14 protein-coding genes, 1 tRNA gene and 1 rRNA gene are annotated in these 17130 nt (G+C 53.0%); 4 read left to right on the top strand and 12 right to left on the bottom strand.

What is annotated here, in order from left to right; all coding sequences use genetic code 11:
* Nucleotide 1: 1 nt before the first annotated feature.
* On the top strand, nucleotides 2–2308 hold the full coding sequence (helD, locus tag NGM66_RS08525; protein WP_258115552.1) for an RNA polymerase recycling motor HelD: 2307 nt from the start codon (nucleotides 2–4) through the stop codon (nucleotides 2306–2308).
* Between the two features lie 71 nt (nucleotides 2309–2379).
* Here helD and NGM66_RS08520 read toward each other — a convergent pair whose 3' ends face one another.
* From NGM66_RS08520 to NGM66_RS08490, 7 genes are all read right to left on the bottom strand, one after another.
* Nucleotides 2380–2640, bottom strand: a complete 261-nt coding sequence (locus tag NGM66_RS08520; RefSeq protein ID WP_245155267.1) for a hypothetical protein — start codon at nucleotides 2638–2640, stop codon at nucleotides 2380–2382.
* Nucleotides 2627–3544 carry a minor capsid protein gene (locus tag NGM66_RS08515; protein WP_208910826.1) on the bottom strand — a complete coding sequence of 306 codons (918 nt, stop codon included), beginning with the start codon at nucleotides 3542–3544 and terminating at the stop codon, nucleotides 2627–2629. Before NGM66_RS08515 ends, NGM66_RS08520 begins: the two co-directional genes overlap by 14 nt.
* 275 nt (nucleotides 3545–3819) lie before the next feature.
* Nucleotides 3820–4281 carry a hypothetical protein gene (locus NGM66_RS08510; RefSeq protein WP_208910828.1) on the bottom strand — a complete coding sequence of 154 codons (462 nt, stop codon included), beginning with the start codon at nucleotides 4279–4281 and terminating at the stop codon, nucleotides 3820–3822.
* 286 nt (nucleotides 4282–4567) lie between these two features.
* Nucleotides 4568–4750, bottom strand: coding sequence for a hypothetical protein (locus NGM66_RS08505; RefSeq protein WP_208910830.1), 183 nt, complete (start codon nucleotides 4748–4750; stop codon nucleotides 4568–4570).
* A gap of 49 nt (nucleotides 4751–4799) precedes the next feature.
* On the bottom strand, nucleotides 4800–5981 hold the full coding sequence (locus tag NGM66_RS08500; RefSeq protein WP_208910832.1) for a cation:proton antiporter: 1182 nt from the start codon (nucleotides 5979–5981) through the stop codon (nucleotides 4800–4802).
* Nucleotides 5982–6864: 883 nt separating this feature from the next.
* Nucleotides 6865–8199 (bottom strand): dihydrolipoyl dehydrogenase family protein, encoded by a 1335-nt coding sequence (locus tag NGM66_RS08495; protein ID WP_208910834.1) that lies wholly within the window; start codon nucleotides 8197–8199, stop codon nucleotides 6865–6867.
* A 56-nt stretch (nucleotides 8200–8255) separates the two neighbouring features.
* Nucleotides 8256–9518 carry an MFS transporter gene (locus tag NGM66_RS08490; protein ID WP_208910836.1) on the bottom strand — a complete coding sequence of 421 codons (1263 nt, stop codon included), beginning with the start codon at nucleotides 9516–9518 and terminating at the stop codon, nucleotides 8256–8258.
* Nucleotides 9519–9654: 136 nt separating this feature from the next.
* Between NGM66_RS08490 and NGM66_RS08485 the strand changes: the two genes are divergently transcribed.
* From NGM66_RS08485 to NGM66_RS08475, 3 genes are all read left to right on the top strand, one after another.
* Nucleotides 9655–10101 (top strand): DUF3290 domain-containing protein, encoded by a 447-nt coding sequence (locus tag NGM66_RS08485; RefSeq protein WP_208910838.1) that lies wholly within the window; start codon nucleotides 9655–9657, stop codon nucleotides 10099–10101.
* 3 nt (nucleotides 10102–10104) lie between these two features.
* Nucleotides 10105–10743 (top strand): DUF421 domain-containing protein, encoded by a 639-nt coding sequence (locus NGM66_RS08480; RefSeq protein ID WP_208910840.1) that lies wholly within the window; start codon nucleotides 10105–10107, stop codon nucleotides 10741–10743.
* A gap of 77 nt (nucleotides 10744–10820) precedes the next feature.
* Nucleotides 10821–11351, top strand: a complete 531-nt coding sequence (locus NGM66_RS08475; RefSeq protein ID WP_208910843.1) for an NUDIX hydrolase — start codon at nucleotides 10821–10823, stop codon at nucleotides 11349–11351.
* Between the two features lie 254 nt (nucleotides 11352–11605).
* On the opposite strand, the gene NGM66_RS08470 is transcribed toward NGM66_RS08475, so the two are convergent.
* The 5 genes from NGM66_RS08470 to rrf form a co-directional block, all read right to left on the bottom strand.
* Nucleotides 11606–14629 (bottom strand): MucBP domain-containing protein, encoded by a 3024-nt coding sequence (locus tag NGM66_RS08470; protein ID WP_208910844.1) that lies wholly within the window; start codon nucleotides 14627–14629, stop codon nucleotides 11606–11608.
* A 156-nt stretch (nucleotides 14630–14785) separates the two neighbouring features.
* A complete protein-coding gene (locus tag NGM66_RS08465) occupies nucleotides 14786–15631 on the bottom strand; it encodes a C39 family peptidase (RefSeq protein WP_208910845.1) in 846 nt (281 codons plus the stop codon).
* A 4-nt stretch (nucleotides 15632–15635) separates the two neighbouring features.
* Complete coding sequence (locus NGM66_RS08460; protein WP_245155269.1) at nucleotides 15636–16547, bottom strand: C39 family peptidase; 912 nt, start codon at nucleotides 16545–16547, stop codon at nucleotides 15636–15638.
* A 338-nt stretch (nucleotides 16548–16885) separates the two neighbouring features.
* Nucleotides 16886–16958, bottom strand: a tRNA-Thr gene (locus NGM66_RS08455).
* Between the two features lie 74 nt (nucleotides 16959–17032).
* Nucleotides 17033–17130 (bottom strand): 5S ribosomal RNA (gene rrf, locus NGM66_RS08450); the annotation flags it as partial.

Here is a 17130-nt window from a genome sequence, read left to right as displayed (position 1 = left end):
TTTGACCACCAGCGAAGAAGCTCAGGAACAACAGCGCGTCGACCGCGTGAGTGATGAGATTGGCAAGCGCATCGATAAGACCGCTGCCGACTACGACGCGGCGCATCAAGAGCTGCGTAACGTGTTGAAGAACTATAGCGAAAACACCTCGGTCAACTGGTTTGAAGTCGATGACCGAATCGAAACCAGTGCCGAACTTCAGCAGCAACGGGCCTTAGTCTCGCGACTGACTGAAAATCAAAATATTATTCAAGGACAACTCGATACCTTTAAAGAACTCCAGAAGTCGCCCTACTTCGGGCGCATCGACATTCAAGACCCAGACGAGACGCAACCGGAATCGCTGTACATCGGGACCGCCTCATTTGTTAACGACGACCAAGAATTTCTGGTCTACGACTGGCGCGCGCCCATTTCCAGTGTCTACTACAACGGTGTGCTGGGCAAAGTTGCCTACGACACCCCGGCCGGCCCGCAACAGACCGACCTCTTGAAGAAGCGGCAATTTCTGATCCAGGACGGCAAAATCGAGAGCATGTTTGACACCAACGAGACTGTCGGCGACGAAATGCTCCAGCACGCGCTGGGCGAGCAGAACGACGCCACCATGCAAAATATCGTGGCCACCATTCAGCGCGAGCAAAATGACATCATCCGCGATACCAAGAGCGACCTACTGGTGGTTCAAGGTGTGGCTGGTTCCGGCAAGACGTCCGCCATTTTACAGCGCATTGCCTTTCTGCTCTACCACAGCCGCCGCGACCTCGAAGCCGACCAAATCGTGCTGTTCTCGCCCAACCGCCTGTTCAGCCACTACATCAGCGACGTGCTCCCCAGTCTGGGTGAGCGCAACATGCGCCAAGTCACCCTGGCCGAATTTCTCACGCAACGCTTCCAGGGACTCAACGTTCAGACGCAGTTCGAGCGCTACGAAGCCGACCAACAAACGCCGGTCAACCTACCGTTGCGCCGATTCCGGGAAAGTGCCGCGATGATGACGGCCGTGCGCGATTACTGCCTAGGCTGCGATGCCAACGACCTGAAGTTCACGGACATCCGGTTCAAGAGCCGCGTCTTCTTCAGTAAAGAAGAGATTCGCGACATCTACCGCCAGATTCCACTGGCTGCGGCCCCTGCTGACCGGTTGTTACGGACCAAGAACGTGTTGGAGAAGCGGCTCAAGCACCGCATCGCCGAGGAAGCCAAGGCCGACTGGGTTCGCGATACCATCGACCAACTCAGCGATGAAGATTACCACAACCTGCTGGGCGAAAAGCACCTGGGGCAATTCGAACAGCTCGATGACGAGATTGACTTCATCGCCCGGCAAATCGTGCGGCGCCGGCTGCGGTCCGTGGACGATGCCATTTACAACGGCTACTTTCTGGACGCCTACAGTCAGTTCACCGCCTTTCTCCAGCAGTGTCCGTTGCCCGATGACGTGACGGCGGCCGACTGGCAAACGGTGATCGACGCCTACCAACACGACATTGAATTTCACCGTTTGGCGTTGACCGACGCAGCGCCCCTCTTATACCTGCGCGATATTTTAGCCGGTGGCGGGGCCAACCATCGCATGCAGCACCTGTTCGTCGACGAGATGCAGGACTACTCGATGGCTCAACTGATCTACCTGCAACACGCCTTTCCGCGGGCCAAGCTCACGTTGTTAGGCGACAGTGAACAGGCCCTCTTCAAGGCCGTGGAAGCTCCCGAAGCCATTTTGAAAAAATTGGACGCTGCGCTGAACGTTAAACGCTCGCGGCTGATCACGTTACGGCGGTCTTACCGCTCGACGCTACCGATCACGACGTTTGCCAAGGCACTCCTGCCCGATGGCGACCAGATTGAAGCCTTCAACCGGCCCGGCGACCTGCCCAAGGTCATCATCCGTTACGACACGGCGGCCGCCTTCAAGGCGCTGGCTCACGAGCTGAACGTCGAGCTGGCCACCAACGGGACCGTGGCGATTCTGACCAAGAGCACGGCCGAGGCCAAATACGTGTATCAAGAACTGCACCGCGACTTTGATCTGACCCGCCTGACCGACACCGACCGCTCCCTGCCCAAGGGCGTGGTGGTCCTGCCAATCTATCTGGCCAAGGGGTTGGAGTTCGACAGCGTGATTGCCTACAACGTTTCCGCCGACAACTACCCGGATGACCAGCTGACCGGGACGCTCTACACGATTGCGTCGCGGGCGATGCACCACTTGACGTTGCTATCGATTGGCCCGGCATCCCCACTGATTGCCTCCGACAAGATTCCGGCGGCTGACCTAACGATCGAACATGAATTCCAAAATTAACTGATATGCCAAGTGTCTGGGAAAAAATAGGTACAAAAATAGCACTCAACGTTTTCTTGTCGGGTGCTTGTTTAATCATGTATAAATGTTTTTGCATTCCTAATAATATCTTTAAGTCTATTCAACCAATCATTACGCTTATTTAAATCAAAACCTTCCGTAAATTCAGGGATTATATCATTTAAATAGTCCTCCATCTCAGGATTATCTAGAGCCAATTGATCAGTTTCATCGGCATAGTAATCTTGAATGACAAAAACGTATGATTCTAAGTCGCTATCTGTAAAAGCATTTTCCAATACTTCAATTGCCTTAGCTTCACTCTTTTTCAATTTGTTTCCACCTCTTTCCTACTTTTCTTTGTCTGATAATGGTAACTACTTCCCCAGTATCAGGTTCTTTAATCACTGCAAGTTTACCATAATAATGCACCATTCTTGAATTTCTAGTATCAATATAATTAGCAGGTTTTAAACTATTGGTTTTCACCGTATTGAAATTAAATAGAATTCGACCTGTTTTCTTTCTCTGCATTCTAACAGCATATTGAAGCGCAGCATGACCAGATATATTAATTTCATCTCTCTTGAATGAGAAATAAGCCTTTTCCGCAATCTCACGTCTGTTAAATGATTCCGTCTCACTTGTCGAATTACGAATATACTTTACCGTCTTAATATCATGTGTCAGTTTTTGCTCTGCGACACTTCCTGATCTAATTGCATCATATTCTAACCGGGTAGGCGCATTCTTTCCTAACAGCTCATAAGTCTCGGCGTACTTTCGCTCGTGTAATGGTAAGTCAACATATTGCCGCTTCCACTCACTGAACTTAACATTCTTAATCATCTTACCCTTACCAGTTTCAGGATCACGCATCCACTGCTCAAATGTGCCAGGTATGCCTTCAATATATGGAACCGTAGTACAGCGACAACGTGCATGAATAAGCGGATAGTTAATACCAACAATTCGCTTATCCGTTCTGAACATCTGACCATCTAAGCGCCCACAAGTATCACAGGTATGGCTTTCGAGAGTTGCCATGTACTCATATTGCTCAATCTCATTTTCTTCGTAGCTTTGAAAAGCAGCTTCTTCAGCAACGTGCCCCATCTCAGAAACGACTAGTCGATGAATATCATTTCGTTTAACGTCCTGAAATCGAGCATGAAACATCTGCGTGACCTTCTGTGGGCTCCAGTCAAGCACTGTACCACGAAGAACTGTATCCATTAGATAGCTTGGCAGTCCTTGACGGTAGTCCTTCCAGATACGCTGGGAAAAATCCTTGCCATCCTTCCCCCACGGTTGAGAAGAGAGTGGGAAAGGCGGTTAGCTGGCGAGCATTAAGGCTGATAAGCGAATAATCCCGGGTTTGGATTGTTTGCTTATCAGTTTTAAGCGGAACCAGCTGCCTTTTGGCCCAGGTTTCAACACCAGATATTCGGAGACACAAAGGGCCTGAGACTTTTGTCCCAGACCCTTTTTCATTGGTGTGAACCTAATTGCTATTTCAACGCGCTAGGCGTCTTGATCGTCGCGAAGCTGGCCTTGCGCACGTAGTTATGGTAGCCCTTGTAGAAGTGCAGCTGCTTTTTGGTGGCCTTGACCTTGTACGTCATGCGTTGCCCGTCGAATTGGACCGTACTGCCTTTGGGGGAATACTGGATGCCGGACACCCGGTAAACGTGCTTGCCCAGTGACTGGTATTTCAGCTTTTTCAAGCCATAGCCCGGTAGCCGGTAGTAGCTCCCGCTGTCCGTATCGTAGCCGAACAGATTGCCAATACTCTTGGTTTTGTTGTATGTGATGTAGGCCTTGTTGTCCGCCTTACCGTTGTAATACCAGGTGTGGCGCATGACCTTGGGCGTGCCTTTGTGCCACGTGGCGGCCTGGGCATTCGTCAGGCTGGTCGCTGCCAGGCCGAAGCTGACCGCGGCTAGACCGATCAGAAAATAGGGTTTACTCATACTGCTCCTCCTTGAAAATCCGTGTACCGTTCATCTTGCATTAAATTTACGCGTCTTCCGCCTAGAAAGCAAGTCTGATTATTAACTAATCGAACAAATTTTACAAACCCTGTCAGCTAGTCGATTGGGTTAAGAATGCATCAGTCGTTGTCGCCAACCATTTCTTCATTAAAACGAAAATCGTTGACGGTGGCGGCTAACTTCGGTAAGGTAGGGGTAACCAATCTAGAACCCGCAAATTGGAAAAGGCGTCCGGGAGGCATCCCAGGCGCCTTTTCTAACCCAACTATCGCAGACTATCCACCAGACAGTCCCCGATGAGGGCGATACCAATCAAGATTTCAACAATGGTTAGCCACCAACTCATGGTAAATGCTTGGCCCATCAACAGAAAGACCAACCCCGCCAGCACTAACATCACACCAAACCAAAACTCAATCTGGCGATAAAATAATCGATTAAACCGCATGTTGCTCCCCTACCCCTTTGACAAAATTTTTAAGTGTTCCCCAACACTGTCAGACGGCCTCTTCTGGTCGCCCGGCCGGCATGCGTTTGAGCGCCTGTTTCAATAGCAATGGTGCTAAAATAGTTGCTAAAATAATCACTAAAATCATGGCGGAGTAATCGCTACCGCCCAACAGACCAGCCTCGTGACCAATCTGGGCGGTGATCAATCCCATTTCGCCACGGGCAATCATCCCGGTGCCGATGACGGTACTACTGTTGGCATTAAAGCCACTTAGCCGTGCGCCCAGGCCACACCCAATCAGCTTCGTCACGCAGGCGAGAATCGTTAAGATCACGATGATGCCAAGATTTTCAACCAAGTGATTCAGCGTCATGTTCAGCCCCACGCTGACGAAAAATACGGGAATGAAAATCGCATTTCCCAACGGCTCCACGTGGTCGGCCAAGACGGCGCGGTACGGCGTGTGGGCTACGGCGATACCGGCGAAGAATGCGCCAATCGCACCGCTCAGCCCAACGATATCCGCAATCCAGGCCATCCCCAGACAGATCACCATCGACATGATGGTCACGCTGGACGCCATGACCAGGCGCTCGCTCAAGTGCATGAGGTACGGCGCAATCCATTTGACCAAGGCGTACGTCCCAACAAAGAAGATGACCTGTTCCAACAATACCAGGGCCAGCGCCGGATGATTTCCCGCCGTCTGAATCCCCTGGCTCGCTAACAAGCTGATCATCAAGGACAACAAAATCACACCAATGATGTCATCGGCCACTGCTGCGCCCAGGATCGTGGCACCCTCACGCGTGGTCAGTGCGTGATATTCCTTTAACACGGCCACCGAAATCGAGACCGAGGTCGCCGAGAAAATCACCCCAATAAAGAGCGACTCCAGCGGGGTAAAGCCCCACCACCAGGACGTCAGCCCCATCAAGGTCACCGGAAAAATCACGCCGGAGGTTGCCACCACGATAGCTGGGCGCAAATACTTCATCAGTAACTGCAGATTACTCTCCAGCCCCCCGAGAAACATCAAAATCACTACCCCGATATCGGCGAATAAGCTGACTAAACTATTTAACTGTACCCAGTTCAGTAGCGCCGGTCCCAGAACAATTCCTACTAGTAACTCACCGATGACTGCTGGCACGCCCAAGCGGTTGGACAAGTTGCCCGCTAAGGTCGTCAGAATCAAAATCAAACATAACGTTCCTAGAAATGCCACGCGGATTCCTCCTTCTTTAGTCTCGCTAATCGTTGCGGTCGGATGGTTCAGTGCTGCGACGTTGTATGTACTGGCCGCCAGCCGTGGCGCGCAATATGAGTCGTGACGCTGTGGGCGGACGGGCCGAGCCACAGAGCGGTCTCGCCCCTCACCTTGGAGCCAAAGAACACGTCTCCAAGGTGCCAGTGTTCTAACCAGCAAGCTGCTAAGAACACTCCCGCGGCTGAACTCATATCTAGCGAACTCTCGGCTAAACTTGCGGTTGTCAGCAACCGACCGCAACCGCCAACACGACAATCTTGCACCATTGTTTTTAAACAGTAACGGCCATGCCACTGCACAACATATCATTACATATACGCCTACACCATACCGGTAGCGGTCACTGGTTCGCTCGTCGATCAACACTGACCACAACAACTAATAAATTCCATCATACGCCAAAATTGGCCAACACAAAAGCACCTCCTGCTGATTTTCGGAGGTGCTTGTTTTGACTCCTGTCTTAATCGCAGTTTTATGCCGCTACCAGTCAATCGGCTTGGTTAAGCGGCTGGCCCAATTCGTTTTTCAGAGAACATCGTACGGGAAAGTGGTCAGATTCAACCGCAGTTCAACTGCTGCCAAAGACTAGACCAACTGGCAGTGAAACATCTTCGTAGCCGGGAGTCCGCCAAATATGAGCTCAGCCGTGGGAGTTCCTTTAGCGGCACGGTTCACGCCGGTTAGGGAACTGGCGACTTTGAGACGCGGTCTTTCGGCTCAAAGTCGCGGAGACGAGACCGCTCCTTGGCTCGTCCCGCCGCCCACCGCGTTCCGGCTCATATTTGGCGGACGGGAGGCGGATACTATCGTGTGTTTTCACACCCGCAACCTTGAGTAATTAATTAAAGTACGTCAAGTCAGAGGCCAGCGTTGGGTAAGCCAGAATCGTCTGGTTGATGTCGGCCGTGCTCATGTGGTTTTGAATCACGAAGTCCAAGTAGTTGATGACCTGTTCGGCTTCACTGCTTAGCACTGCCGCACCGACGATATTGCCGCTGGTTTGATCGACGACCACTTTGATTCTAGCCGCTGGGTCGGCCGTCCGCTGATAGCTGTACCAGTGGGTCAAGTCCAGGTCGTTGACGTGGTATTTTTCCGGTGCCGCTACAGCTTCAGCCGGCGTCACGCCCAACTGAGCCAGTTGCGTTTTACCGTAGACGACTGACGGGATGACCGGGTAGCTGATGGGGTCAGCATCCCCGTTGGTCAGCGTATCCGTCAGGTAACGGCCCTCATAGCCGGCCACCGGCGTTAATTTTGGCTGCGGCCGATCGACCACGTCGCCTAACGCAAAGACGTGGTGGTTGGTCGTCTGCAAACGGCCATTGACCGTAATACCGTGGGACGTCGTGACCACATTGATGCGGTCCAAATGCAGGTCGGCAATCACCGGCGTCCGACCAGCCGTGGCAAAGACCAGATCAGACGTCCAGGCCTCGCCGCTCGCCGTTGCCAGTTGATACTGATCGTCAACGGCAGAAACGGCGGTGACGTCCGTGTCTAATTTCACATCGACCCCCTCAGCCGTCAACCGTTCCATCAAGTCGTGGACTAGGTCGCCGTCAAAAGCCCGGAGTGGTCGGTCATTGTGGTGAACCAAATGCACACGACTACCGGCGGCGTTAGCAATCGCTGCCAGCTCGACGCCGACGTACCCGGCACCAATCAACGTGATGTCGGCGGGTAATTGGTCCAGGTCCAAGAAGTCGTTGCTGGTGCGCAGAAATTCCTTGCCCGGAATGTTGAGTAACCGGGGTTCTTGCCCCGTGGCAATGATCCAATTGGCCGCGTTCAACCGGGTATCACCCACGGACAGCGTGCCATCTGTGTTGAAGCTGGCGTTGCCCTCAAAGGTCGCGATATCCGCCGCCTGCAGGCCACTCTTGGTGCCACTCGGAATCTTAGCCGTGTAGGCCCGTTTCTTCGCCATCAGGGCGGTCCAGTCGATCTGTGGCACACTGGTCAATCCGTGGCCCTGTAAGGCCTCACTGCGACCTTGCGCTTCCACGGCGGCCATCAGAATCTTCTTAGGATCACACCCGCGGTTGGGGCAGGTGCCACCCCACAGGTCTTTTTCCACCACCGCCACGCTCATGTCGTTGGCGTGCAGACCATACGCCGCAGCCAGGCCACCGGGGCCGCCGCCGATAATCACGATATCAAACTCTTGCATAGTTGGAACCCTCCATTTCGTCTCATCTACGCCTTCGAGTTTAGCACGAAACGTCCTCAACCTCGCTTAATTTGCTCCGCGGCATCGTGACGGCGAACTAAAATGAGGTTAAAGCCAATGTACACCATGATGACGATGCCCGTTACCAGGTAAACCGGACCGGCGGGAAATTTCTGGAAGAACAAGCCGTAAGCGGCGGTCCCGAGGGGCAGGGCCAGTTGCATCAGCGTGCTAAACGTCGACCCGACGCGCCCCAGCAATTTGGTGGGTACCGTCATCTGCATATACACGGACATCGGCGTGTTGACGAAGGCCAAGACGATGCCAGAGATCAGTGCTAGCCCAATCAGCCAGCCAATCAGCGTCATCCCCTGCAATGGCGCAATGAAGCAGATACCAATGACGGCGATGACGCCACCGAGGCTCAAGGACAACCGCAAGACCGCCATCAAGACATTTTTAAATCTCGGTAGCGCAGTCAGCACGATATTTCCCAATAACACGCCACCGGCAAAGGCACTCAGCACCCAGCTCAGCCGATTATTGCCTAGATGACGCGTCTGTACCAGCGCATACGGCAAGCCGACGTCGATGGAGGCCAGCAGGAAGTTGAGAAACACCCCCATGGTAACCACGGCCTGTAAGGTGAAATGGGTCCGGATGAAGTCGAGGCCGACCCGAAATTGGGCCCACGGCGACTTGGACGTTTCGGTCGGATTCTCCTCATCGACCAACGGATGGAATCGCATGCTTAGCGCAATCAGCCAGGTCGTGATCTCCACCACCATTTCGGCCCGGACGATGCCCTCGAACCCAATCCAGGAATACAGCATGGCTGCTAAGACGGGCGAAACTAACTGGATGCCAGCCGTCGCCGCTTGTTCAATGGTTGCCAGGGTCTTGACGTGTTCGTCGTTGACCAGTTCGTGAACGGACGCCATGTAGGTCGTGGTCGTCACCTTGTCCGCACAGGCAATGACCGTCAAAACGATGACCGCCAGCACCATGACGTTACTGACGTGCGGTGCCACCAGGGCGTACACCCCAAAACTAACGACGACCACGCCCCGACTGGTCAACAGCAACGGTTTGTGCCGCCGGTGGTCGACCAGATTACCAACTGGCACGACCAGCAGGAGACCGACTAACGGATAAATGATCGACCCCAGGCCAAAACTAATGGCTGAATGTGTGGCGTGCAACAGCATCAACCCCAAGGCAAAACTGAACACGTCACCACCCAATGTGCCAATGATATCGCTACTAGCCGCCTTCACAATTTGAATGATCGACTGGCGATTTGTAATCTGAATGCCCACGGCGACACCCCCTTTTAATAAATATTCTAATTATACTCTCATTGTTTTTTTAATTAAAAGGTCATTCGCGTCATTTCCCCCATCGGCCAAATTTCGTGATAAACTTATCCCTAGCAATCATTGAAGGGAGTACACGATGACATTCTATACTTATGGCTATCTCACCACGCATCACAATAGCTGGCAGTACCTGCGAATCGGGCTGATTATCGCGCTTTTAGCGGTCTTCATCGGCTTATTCGTTTACTACCTCCGACACCGGTGGAACGTCAAATACAAAGATATGAGTATTATAACCGGCACATTAGTTTTACTGGTTTTAGGCTTTCAAATCAACGGTCTGGTCTCGTTGCGTTCGGCAACCGAACAGACTGGTGAAATCACAGCGACCGTGCAAAACGTGGCCAAGCAACTCGATGTGCACCCCAGTAAGCTGGCCGTCAACGCGACCACGACCAATACCAACCTCTTGATCAAGGCCCCCAGCGGCTACTACCGTTTGGATTACAACGCTGACGGGTCCGCTTACGTGTTGGAGCGCGTCCAGCTACACCGGCCCAAAGTCACCATCGTAAAGGAGTAAACTATGTTCGTCTATTCAGATGTCTTTATTAAATTACTAGTTGGTTTCGTGTTTATGACGCTGCTGATCAACTTCTCTGGCAAAGGCAATTTGGCGCCCACTTCGGCCATCGACCAGGTGCAAAACTACGTGTTAGGGGGCATCGTCGGTGGGGTCATTTACAATTCCGCCGTCACGCTGATTCAGTTCGTCATCGTCCTGCTGATCTGGTCACTGCTGATTCTGGTGACCCGCTACCTGAAGATTCACGTGCGCGCCATTGGTAAATTCATCGACGGCGGCCCCATCACCGTGATTCGTAACGGCCAACTGCTGGTCCACAATTGTCTGAAAGCCAACCTCTCCGCTAAAGAAATCGACTTCAAGCTGCGGACCGCGGGCGTCTATCAAATCAACGACGTGAAGCGGGCCATCGTCGAACAAAACGGGAGTCTCACGGTATTGCGGCAGGGCGACGGCTCGATTCGCTACCCGGTCATCGTTGACGGTCAGATTGACTACGACGTCTTAGAGCTGATGAGCCACGACGAAGACTGGTTACTGGCCCAGCTCAAGCAACACGGCGTGCAAAATATTCGCGACGTGTACATGGCGAAATACGAAAATCACCAGTTCGAAATTACCCGTTACGACGCTGACTAACCCGATTATTTAATTTGTGGGTCAACCTTTAGCCTTAAAAGTGGTACGCTAGGATTAGAGGTAAGGAGATGACCGACATGGCCGCAGATCGTTTAACTGAATATTGGGACGTGTACAACCAGCGTCTCCAACGCGTCGGCCAGCAACAGCGCCAAGACCCCGTTCGTCCGGGCTGTTTTCACTTGGTGGTCGATGCCTTTATTTTTAATACCGCGGGTGAGGTGCTCTTGCAGCAACGGTCGCCCAACAAGCTGAACTTTCCCAGCTGCTGGGACTGTTCCGTTGGCGGCTCCGTTGTGGCCGGCGAGACCATCACGGCCGCCATGCACCGCGAAATCACGGAGGAACTGGGTGTGGACATTCCCGTCAGTCCGGCCGACAACTTTTTGTTGCAGCCGCACACTCACTGGATCGAAGCCTGGTTTGCCTTTCAAACAGACCACGCCTTGACGGATTTCACGATTCAACGTGAGGAGCTCCAACGCGTGGCCTACTTTGACCGGACTACTGCCCATGACCACCTCAATCAGGTGGGATTCAACGCCTACACGACTGAGCTGAGTCGTGCTTGGGACCACCTCGACCAGCGTCAACGCGCAGAGGCTTAATTGCTATTGCTATGTAAAAAGGACCGGGATAGCCATTTTCCCGGTCCTTTTGTGTTCAGTTAGCGATGCTGCTTGGGTTCGTAACTTTCCTCACGAAACGCCGCCAGCAAGCTTCCCAACCAGTGTAATGGGGTAAACGTTACGGGAACGTTTTCCGTTTTACCACGCATTGTTTTCCTCCTCGTTTCTTTGGCCAAATCTGCTAACAACGGGCTAAGCCGTCACGCTTACATGTCGCTGTTCTATTCTGCTGCTTATTCGTGGTCACGTCGTTTCTTCCAGCCACTCAGCGTGAAGGCTGCCAGTAACGCGCCGAACCAAGCGAGCTTGGACTGCTGTTCATCCGTTTGCGGTAAGAAGCCGGAGCCACCACCGCTAGTACCGCCGCTAGAATGGCCATAGCTACCGGAACCAGAACCTGACCCGCTCCCACCGGAGTAGCCAGAGGACCCGGAACCGCCGTAGCTCATCCCGCTTGGCGAACTACTGCCACCACCGTAACTACCACCTGTGCTCCCCGTCAAATCATCGGCGTCGGAACCAGTGATTTCTTGATCTTCGGCGTCGTCTTCAACGCCCGTTTGACCTGTAGAACTCCCAGTTGAGCCACTGCCATTACCGGTCGTGTTGCCAGTACCAGTGCCGGAACCGTTGGTGTTGTCGTTGCCTTGGTTGTTACCGGTGTTGTTGCCATTGCCGGTACCAGTGTTGTTGTTGCCAGCGTCAGAGCCGTTGGTGTTCCCGGAGCCGCTCCCGTTGTTGCCATTACCAGTACCACTACCGGAGCCGCCACCGTTGTTACCACTGCCGTTGCCAGTACCAGAGCCACCTCCATTGTTACCGTTACCGTTGCCGTTGCCAGTACCAGTGCCGCCACCGTTGTTACCATTACCGGTACCACTGCCGGAGCCACCACCGTTGCCGGTATCGTTTTGGTCGCCCTCGTCAGTGCCGTTGCCGTCGCCGGACCCGCTGCCACCAGAGCCGTTACCGCCTCCATTGCCATCAGAGCCATTACCGCCTCCGTTGCCATCAGAACCGCTGCCGTCTCCGTTGCCATCAGAGCCGTTACCGCCGCCGTTGCCATCAGAACCGTTGCCGCCGTTGCCATCAGAGCCGCTGCCGTCTCCGTTGCCATCAGAACCGCTGCCGTCTCCGTTGCCATCAGAACCGCTGCCGTCTCCGTTGCCATCAGAACCGCTGCCGTCTCCGTCACCATCGCCGTCGCCATCTCCGTTACCAGAGCCGTCTCCACCTTCGGAACCACCAGAGCCTGATCCGCCGCCAGAGCCGTTGCCGCCGTTACCGCCTCCTGGTCCGGTCACATTACCGTCTCCACCGTTGCCGTCAGAACCATTATTGTCCCCGTCGTTGCCGTCAGAGTCGTCACCATCGCCGTTACCAGAGCCGTCTCCGCCATCGGAACCACCAGAACCCGATCCGCCACCAGAGCCATTACCGCCTCCGTTGCCACCGCCTCCCGGTCCAGTCACGTTACCGTCTCCGCCGTTGCCGTCAGAACCGTTATTGTCCCCGTCGTTGCCGCCAGAGTTGTTATCATCCCCATCACCGTCAGAGCCGTTATTGTCTCCGTCGTTGCCGCCAGAACCTGCATCACCTCCACCGTTGCCGTCAGAGCCGTTATTGTCTCCGTCGTTACCGCCAGAACCTGCATCGCCGCCTCCGTTGCCGTCAGAGCCATTGTTGTCTCCGTCATTACCACCAGAGCCTTCATCGCCTCCGCCATTGCCATCAGAGCCGCTGTTGTTTCCGTCGTTACCGCCAGAACCTGCATTACCTCCACCGTTGCCGCCAGAGCCGTTGTTGTTTCCGTCGTCACCGCCAGAACCTGCATCGCCGCCTCCGTTGCCGTCAGAGCCGTTATTGTCTCCGTCGTCACCGCCAGAACCTGCATCGCCGCCACCGTTACCGTCAGAGCCGTTGTTGTCTCCGTCGTTACCGTTGTTGTTCCCATCGCTGCCTGACCCATCACCATCATCATCGCCGTCATCGACATCAGTCGCGGCGACATCAAAGACGTGGGTAATTTCCTGTTCAGTTTGGGTAAAGCTCCCGGTCAACGATCCTTTAGTCTCCTTGTACGTGAAACCTTCAATGTCTTTAGGTTGCGCGTCATAGGCTTCACCGATACCGCCTTCTAAGACATCATCTTCGGCAATCGTTTTGCCCGTCGTATCTACGTAATGCACTTTAACCGGCGCGGATTCATCCTTGGGCCGATACTGCTGAACGAACGTCCACAGCACCCGGTCAGGTTTCTTAGGATCCCGGATTTCCCCCATCATCGCATACCGTTGCTTGGAAACCGTATTGGTCACCTCGCCGTCCGTAAAGTTATCGCTAGGCTTCAACTGTTCTTGGTAGTGCAGCTTGTCAAATTGCAAACCATCTTGGCCATCAGGCTTGGCCTCTCCACCGCTAAAGTGCACACGGTAGAATGGCTTCGTTGAGATCAAATCGCCGTTATCCTTATGACGCGTTTCTTCCGTAAACATTAACAGCGCGTATTTATCTAATGACTTGATTTGATAACGCTGATTATCCCGCGTCCGCGTCTTGTTGGGTAAGCTTCCCACTAATTTGTTGTCGTTTAGCAGGACCGACCGCGTAATGATTTGGTTATCGCTCTTGAAACTATCAAACTGACCTTGACTCAAAATACTAAAATCTTCAATTTGGCAGCCGCTGAGATCCACGTCGCGCAGACTGGTGACACCAGCTAAAACGCGGATATCTGACAGTCGGTTGTTCGGTAATTTCAGCGTGCGCAGATTCGTTAAGGCACTCAGGGGTCTTAAATTGGTCACGTTCCCGCGCGGCGCGGTCGTTGGATGCTCACCGTAGACGGTGTTTCCTTCGTGATCATAATTGGTGACGCCACCATCTAAAATCAACGTGTGGAGCTTGGTGGCTAATTCCAGGCCTTCCAAGCTGACCGGCAAACGGCTTTGGACCCCGCTACCAATGACGTTGGTCTCATCCACAATGATTTCCGTAATTTCTTTCATGTAGGATGGTTTAATTTCTTCTTCCGTTTTGATGCGCTTCCCCATCTGTTGAAGCGTTTTCAACACAATCTTACGCAATTCCGGACTGGGCATCCACGACGTAATCGGCACGCGCTTACGGGTGAGTTCGCCATACCTGTCGCTATCTGTCGTGTCTGCGCTAGCCTTCGGTGATTCAATCAGCATCCCCGTCCCCACGAGGGCTGCTGCGGCAGTGAGCCAAAGAGTTGTTCGTACGTTTTGTGCCATGTTATTCTCCTCCAAAAATTATCATGTCTATAAGTGCTGTAGTTCTTTCTCCGATAATCAATATCCTATCAGGTTCATAGACAGAAGAGAATAAGTTCTTTACTGAACAATCAAAAAAGGAACCACCGCCTTTGAACGGTGACTCCCAGTAGCGGCTTAACGCACCGCAATCGCCCGCGAATGGCGGGATTGGTACACTTTCATAAAATTACGTGTGCCGGTCCAATAAGTTTTATTTGGCCAGCTCTTTTTCATGTATGGATCAGCGACTAAAAACTGACCGCGGCGATACCCAACCAGGGTCAAAACGTGATACGGTCGGGACCCTTGCATCCGCCAAGCCCCCGCAAAAATGACAGCATTCCCACGTTTGATTTCACGAATCAATTGCTTTTTCGTAGCGCCAGTAATGTTGGTAGCCCGGGCATCATACGTATTGGTATAGGCCGTTAGTGGCTTGGGATAAATGGTGCGTGTTTCTCCCGGTCGACTCTCCGTGTAAGGGTTGCCAACGAAGCCCTTACTAGGTGTTTTGGCCTTAGGCATCTTGCTGATGATCGTTTTGAGTGACGTCTTGGTCGCAATGCCTTTGACCGACAACGCCATTTTCAAGCTCGCTGCTTCACAGCCGTTGGGCGCATATAACGGGTACAGCTGACTGGTGTAGGTATATGGCAAAACAAATTTCTTTGTCGTCCGCAACCCCTTTTGATTCAGCCAACCGTACACGTGTCCCCGCCGACTGATCTGCATATAGGTTGCTTGCCCCACGTGCGCTACCCGGTCAATTTGGACCAGCTTGCCGGTCAGGTTGCCCGTCTTGCGGACAGCCTGTTTGGTCGCCGCTGTGCGCCACAACCGCCAACCAGCACTACGGACGACGCGTGAATTGTAAGTCCGGCCAGATTTGGTTACGACCTGTTGGGCCTGAGCAGTGACGCCCACGCTCAAGAGCCCCAGGCCCACAATCACGCTACTTAGATATTTTACCCACTGCTTCATTCAGTTATCTCCCTTCGACAGCGACGGCGAAGTGCTTGTAGTTGTAGCTACGCGCAAATTTAGCCGCACTGACCCAGTACTTGCCGTGGTTCGGATCCGCCACGTGATAGCCACCCTTGCGATAACCGTCCAGCAACATGACGTGACTGTTGTTGATCCCGGTCCCCCAGAAGTAATGGCCATACTGGGCTTTGGCAAAGTGCAATGTCACGTAGACCACGACGGGATTGTGCCGCCGTAACTGTGACCGCAACTGGCTGAGCTTAGCCCCACTAATATTCTTCACGGGCGTGTAGGTGTTGCCCCACTTGGCTAATGGCCGCGGGAAAATCGATTGAAAGACACCCGGTGTTACTTTGTAAGGACTCCCCGCAAACCCATTATTAGGATTATTATTTTTACTGCGTGGCAAATGCTTCATGAAGGCGACGAGGCCCGTCGACTTCAACACGCCCTTATAGTGCAGGCCCTCCAGTAGGCTGGCCGACTCACACCCCATCCAGGCTTTGACGGCCTGTTGGCTAACGTAAGGGACCCCCAATTTAACGGTCGTTGGTGTCTTCAAATAACGGTGCCACACCCAACCACGCGCCGTCTGCTTGGCACCCAGCGCCTTCACGTAGTAGTAACGATACGTTTTGCCATTGGCCTTTTGGATCAGCGCCGACTTGCTGATTTCCCAAGCTGTATGCTTAAAATTCTTCAACTGATGCGTGGCGGTCAGCGTCAACGCCCCATCAGTGGTACGAAACGCGTACAGACTACCGGCCGCGTTGCCGGTGACCTTACCAAATTTGGCTACTGACTTTTGCGATACGATTTTCTGCGTGGTACTAGCCTGCGCCGTCAGTGGTGCGGCCCCTAACCCCAACGCACCCAGCGTGGCCAGGCCCAACACCATCATTTTAACCTTCATTTTTCCGTCTCCATTCCTCAAATTAACCTTTGACATATACTTAAAGTATACAGCGGGAAACCTTCGGAAAACAAGGATAGTTATGATATTAACGGCTTCGATGCCGAGTTATTGATGGTGTTGTTTAGCCGGCAGAAGGACCTGTCCCCGTGCCAAATAACTGGGTGACTACTTACCATCTCTTCCTTGCTTTTAAACTGCTTCTGGCACAACGGCGTATCAACGTTGAACGCTAGCCCGTCACCATAAGTCCGGTGTTTTTAAAAAAAGGCCACGCCGGATATTCTTATCCAACGTGGCGCTTCCCTTTAAACATGACCTTTCACATATTACCCATAAGCCGCTTATTGGATTTGAACCAACGACCTCTTCCTTACCATGGAAACGCTCTACCTCCTGAGCTAAAGCGGCATACTCCTATTATCACCGATTTTAAACGCAATGACAATACAAAAAAAGAACCCAATCACTGGGTCCTTTCAGTCGCGTGGCAACGTCCTATCCTTGCAGGGGGCGATCCCCCAACTACTATCGGCGTGCTAAAGCTTAACTTCCGTGTTCGGCATGGGAACGGGTGTATCCT

It is taken from the genome of Levilactobacillus yiduensis, from assembly GCF_024718525.1.
In the GTDB taxonomy this organism is placed as follows: Bacteria; Bacillota; Bacilli; order Lactobacillales; family Lactobacillaceae; genus Levilactobacillus; species Levilactobacillus yiduensis.
This window is presented reverse-complemented; position numbering and strand designations above follow the sequence as displayed.

Bases quoted from the DNA above. Each gene is read 5' to 3' on its own strand.
- NGM66_RS08510 (WP_208910828.1), bottom strand. From the start codon at position 4,281: ATGAGTAAACCCTATTTTCTGATCGGTCTAGCCGCGGTCAGCTTCGGC.
- NGM66_RS08460 (WP_245155269.1), bottom strand. From the start codon at position 16,547: ATGAAGGTTAAAATGATGGTGTTGGGCCTGGCCACGCTGGGTGCGTTG.
- NGM66_RS08495 (WP_208910834.1), bottom strand. From the start codon at position 8,199: ATGCAAGAGTTTGATATCGTGATTATCGGCGGCGGCCCCGGTGGCCTG.
- NGM66_RS08465 (WP_208910845.1), bottom strand. From the start codon at position 15,631: ATGAAGCAGTGGGTAAAATATCTAAGTAGCGTGATTGTGGGCCTGGGG.
- NGM66_RS08470 (WP_208910844.1), bottom strand. From the start codon at position 14,629: ATGGCACAAAACGTACGAACAACTCTTTGGCTCACTGCCGCAGCAGCC.
- NGM66_RS08515 (WP_208910826.1), bottom strand. From the start codon at position 3,544: ATGGATACAGTTCTTCGTGGTACAGTGCTTGACTGGAGCCCACAGAAG.
- NGM66_RS08505 (WP_208910830.1), bottom strand. From the start codon at position 4,750: ATGCGGTTTAATCGATTATTTTATCGCCAGATTGAGTTTTGGTTTGGT.
- NGM66_RS08485 (WP_208910838.1), top strand. From the start codon at position 9,655: ATGACATTCTATACTTATGGCTATCTCACCACGCATCACAATAGCTGG.
- NGM66_RS08475 (WP_208910843.1), top strand. From the start codon at position 10,821: ATGGCCGCAGATCGTTTAACTGAATATTGGGACGTGTACAACCAGCGT.
- NGM66_RS08480 (WP_208910840.1), top strand. From the start codon at position 10,105: ATGTTCGTCTATTCAGATGTCTTTATTAAATTACTAGTTGGTTTCGTG.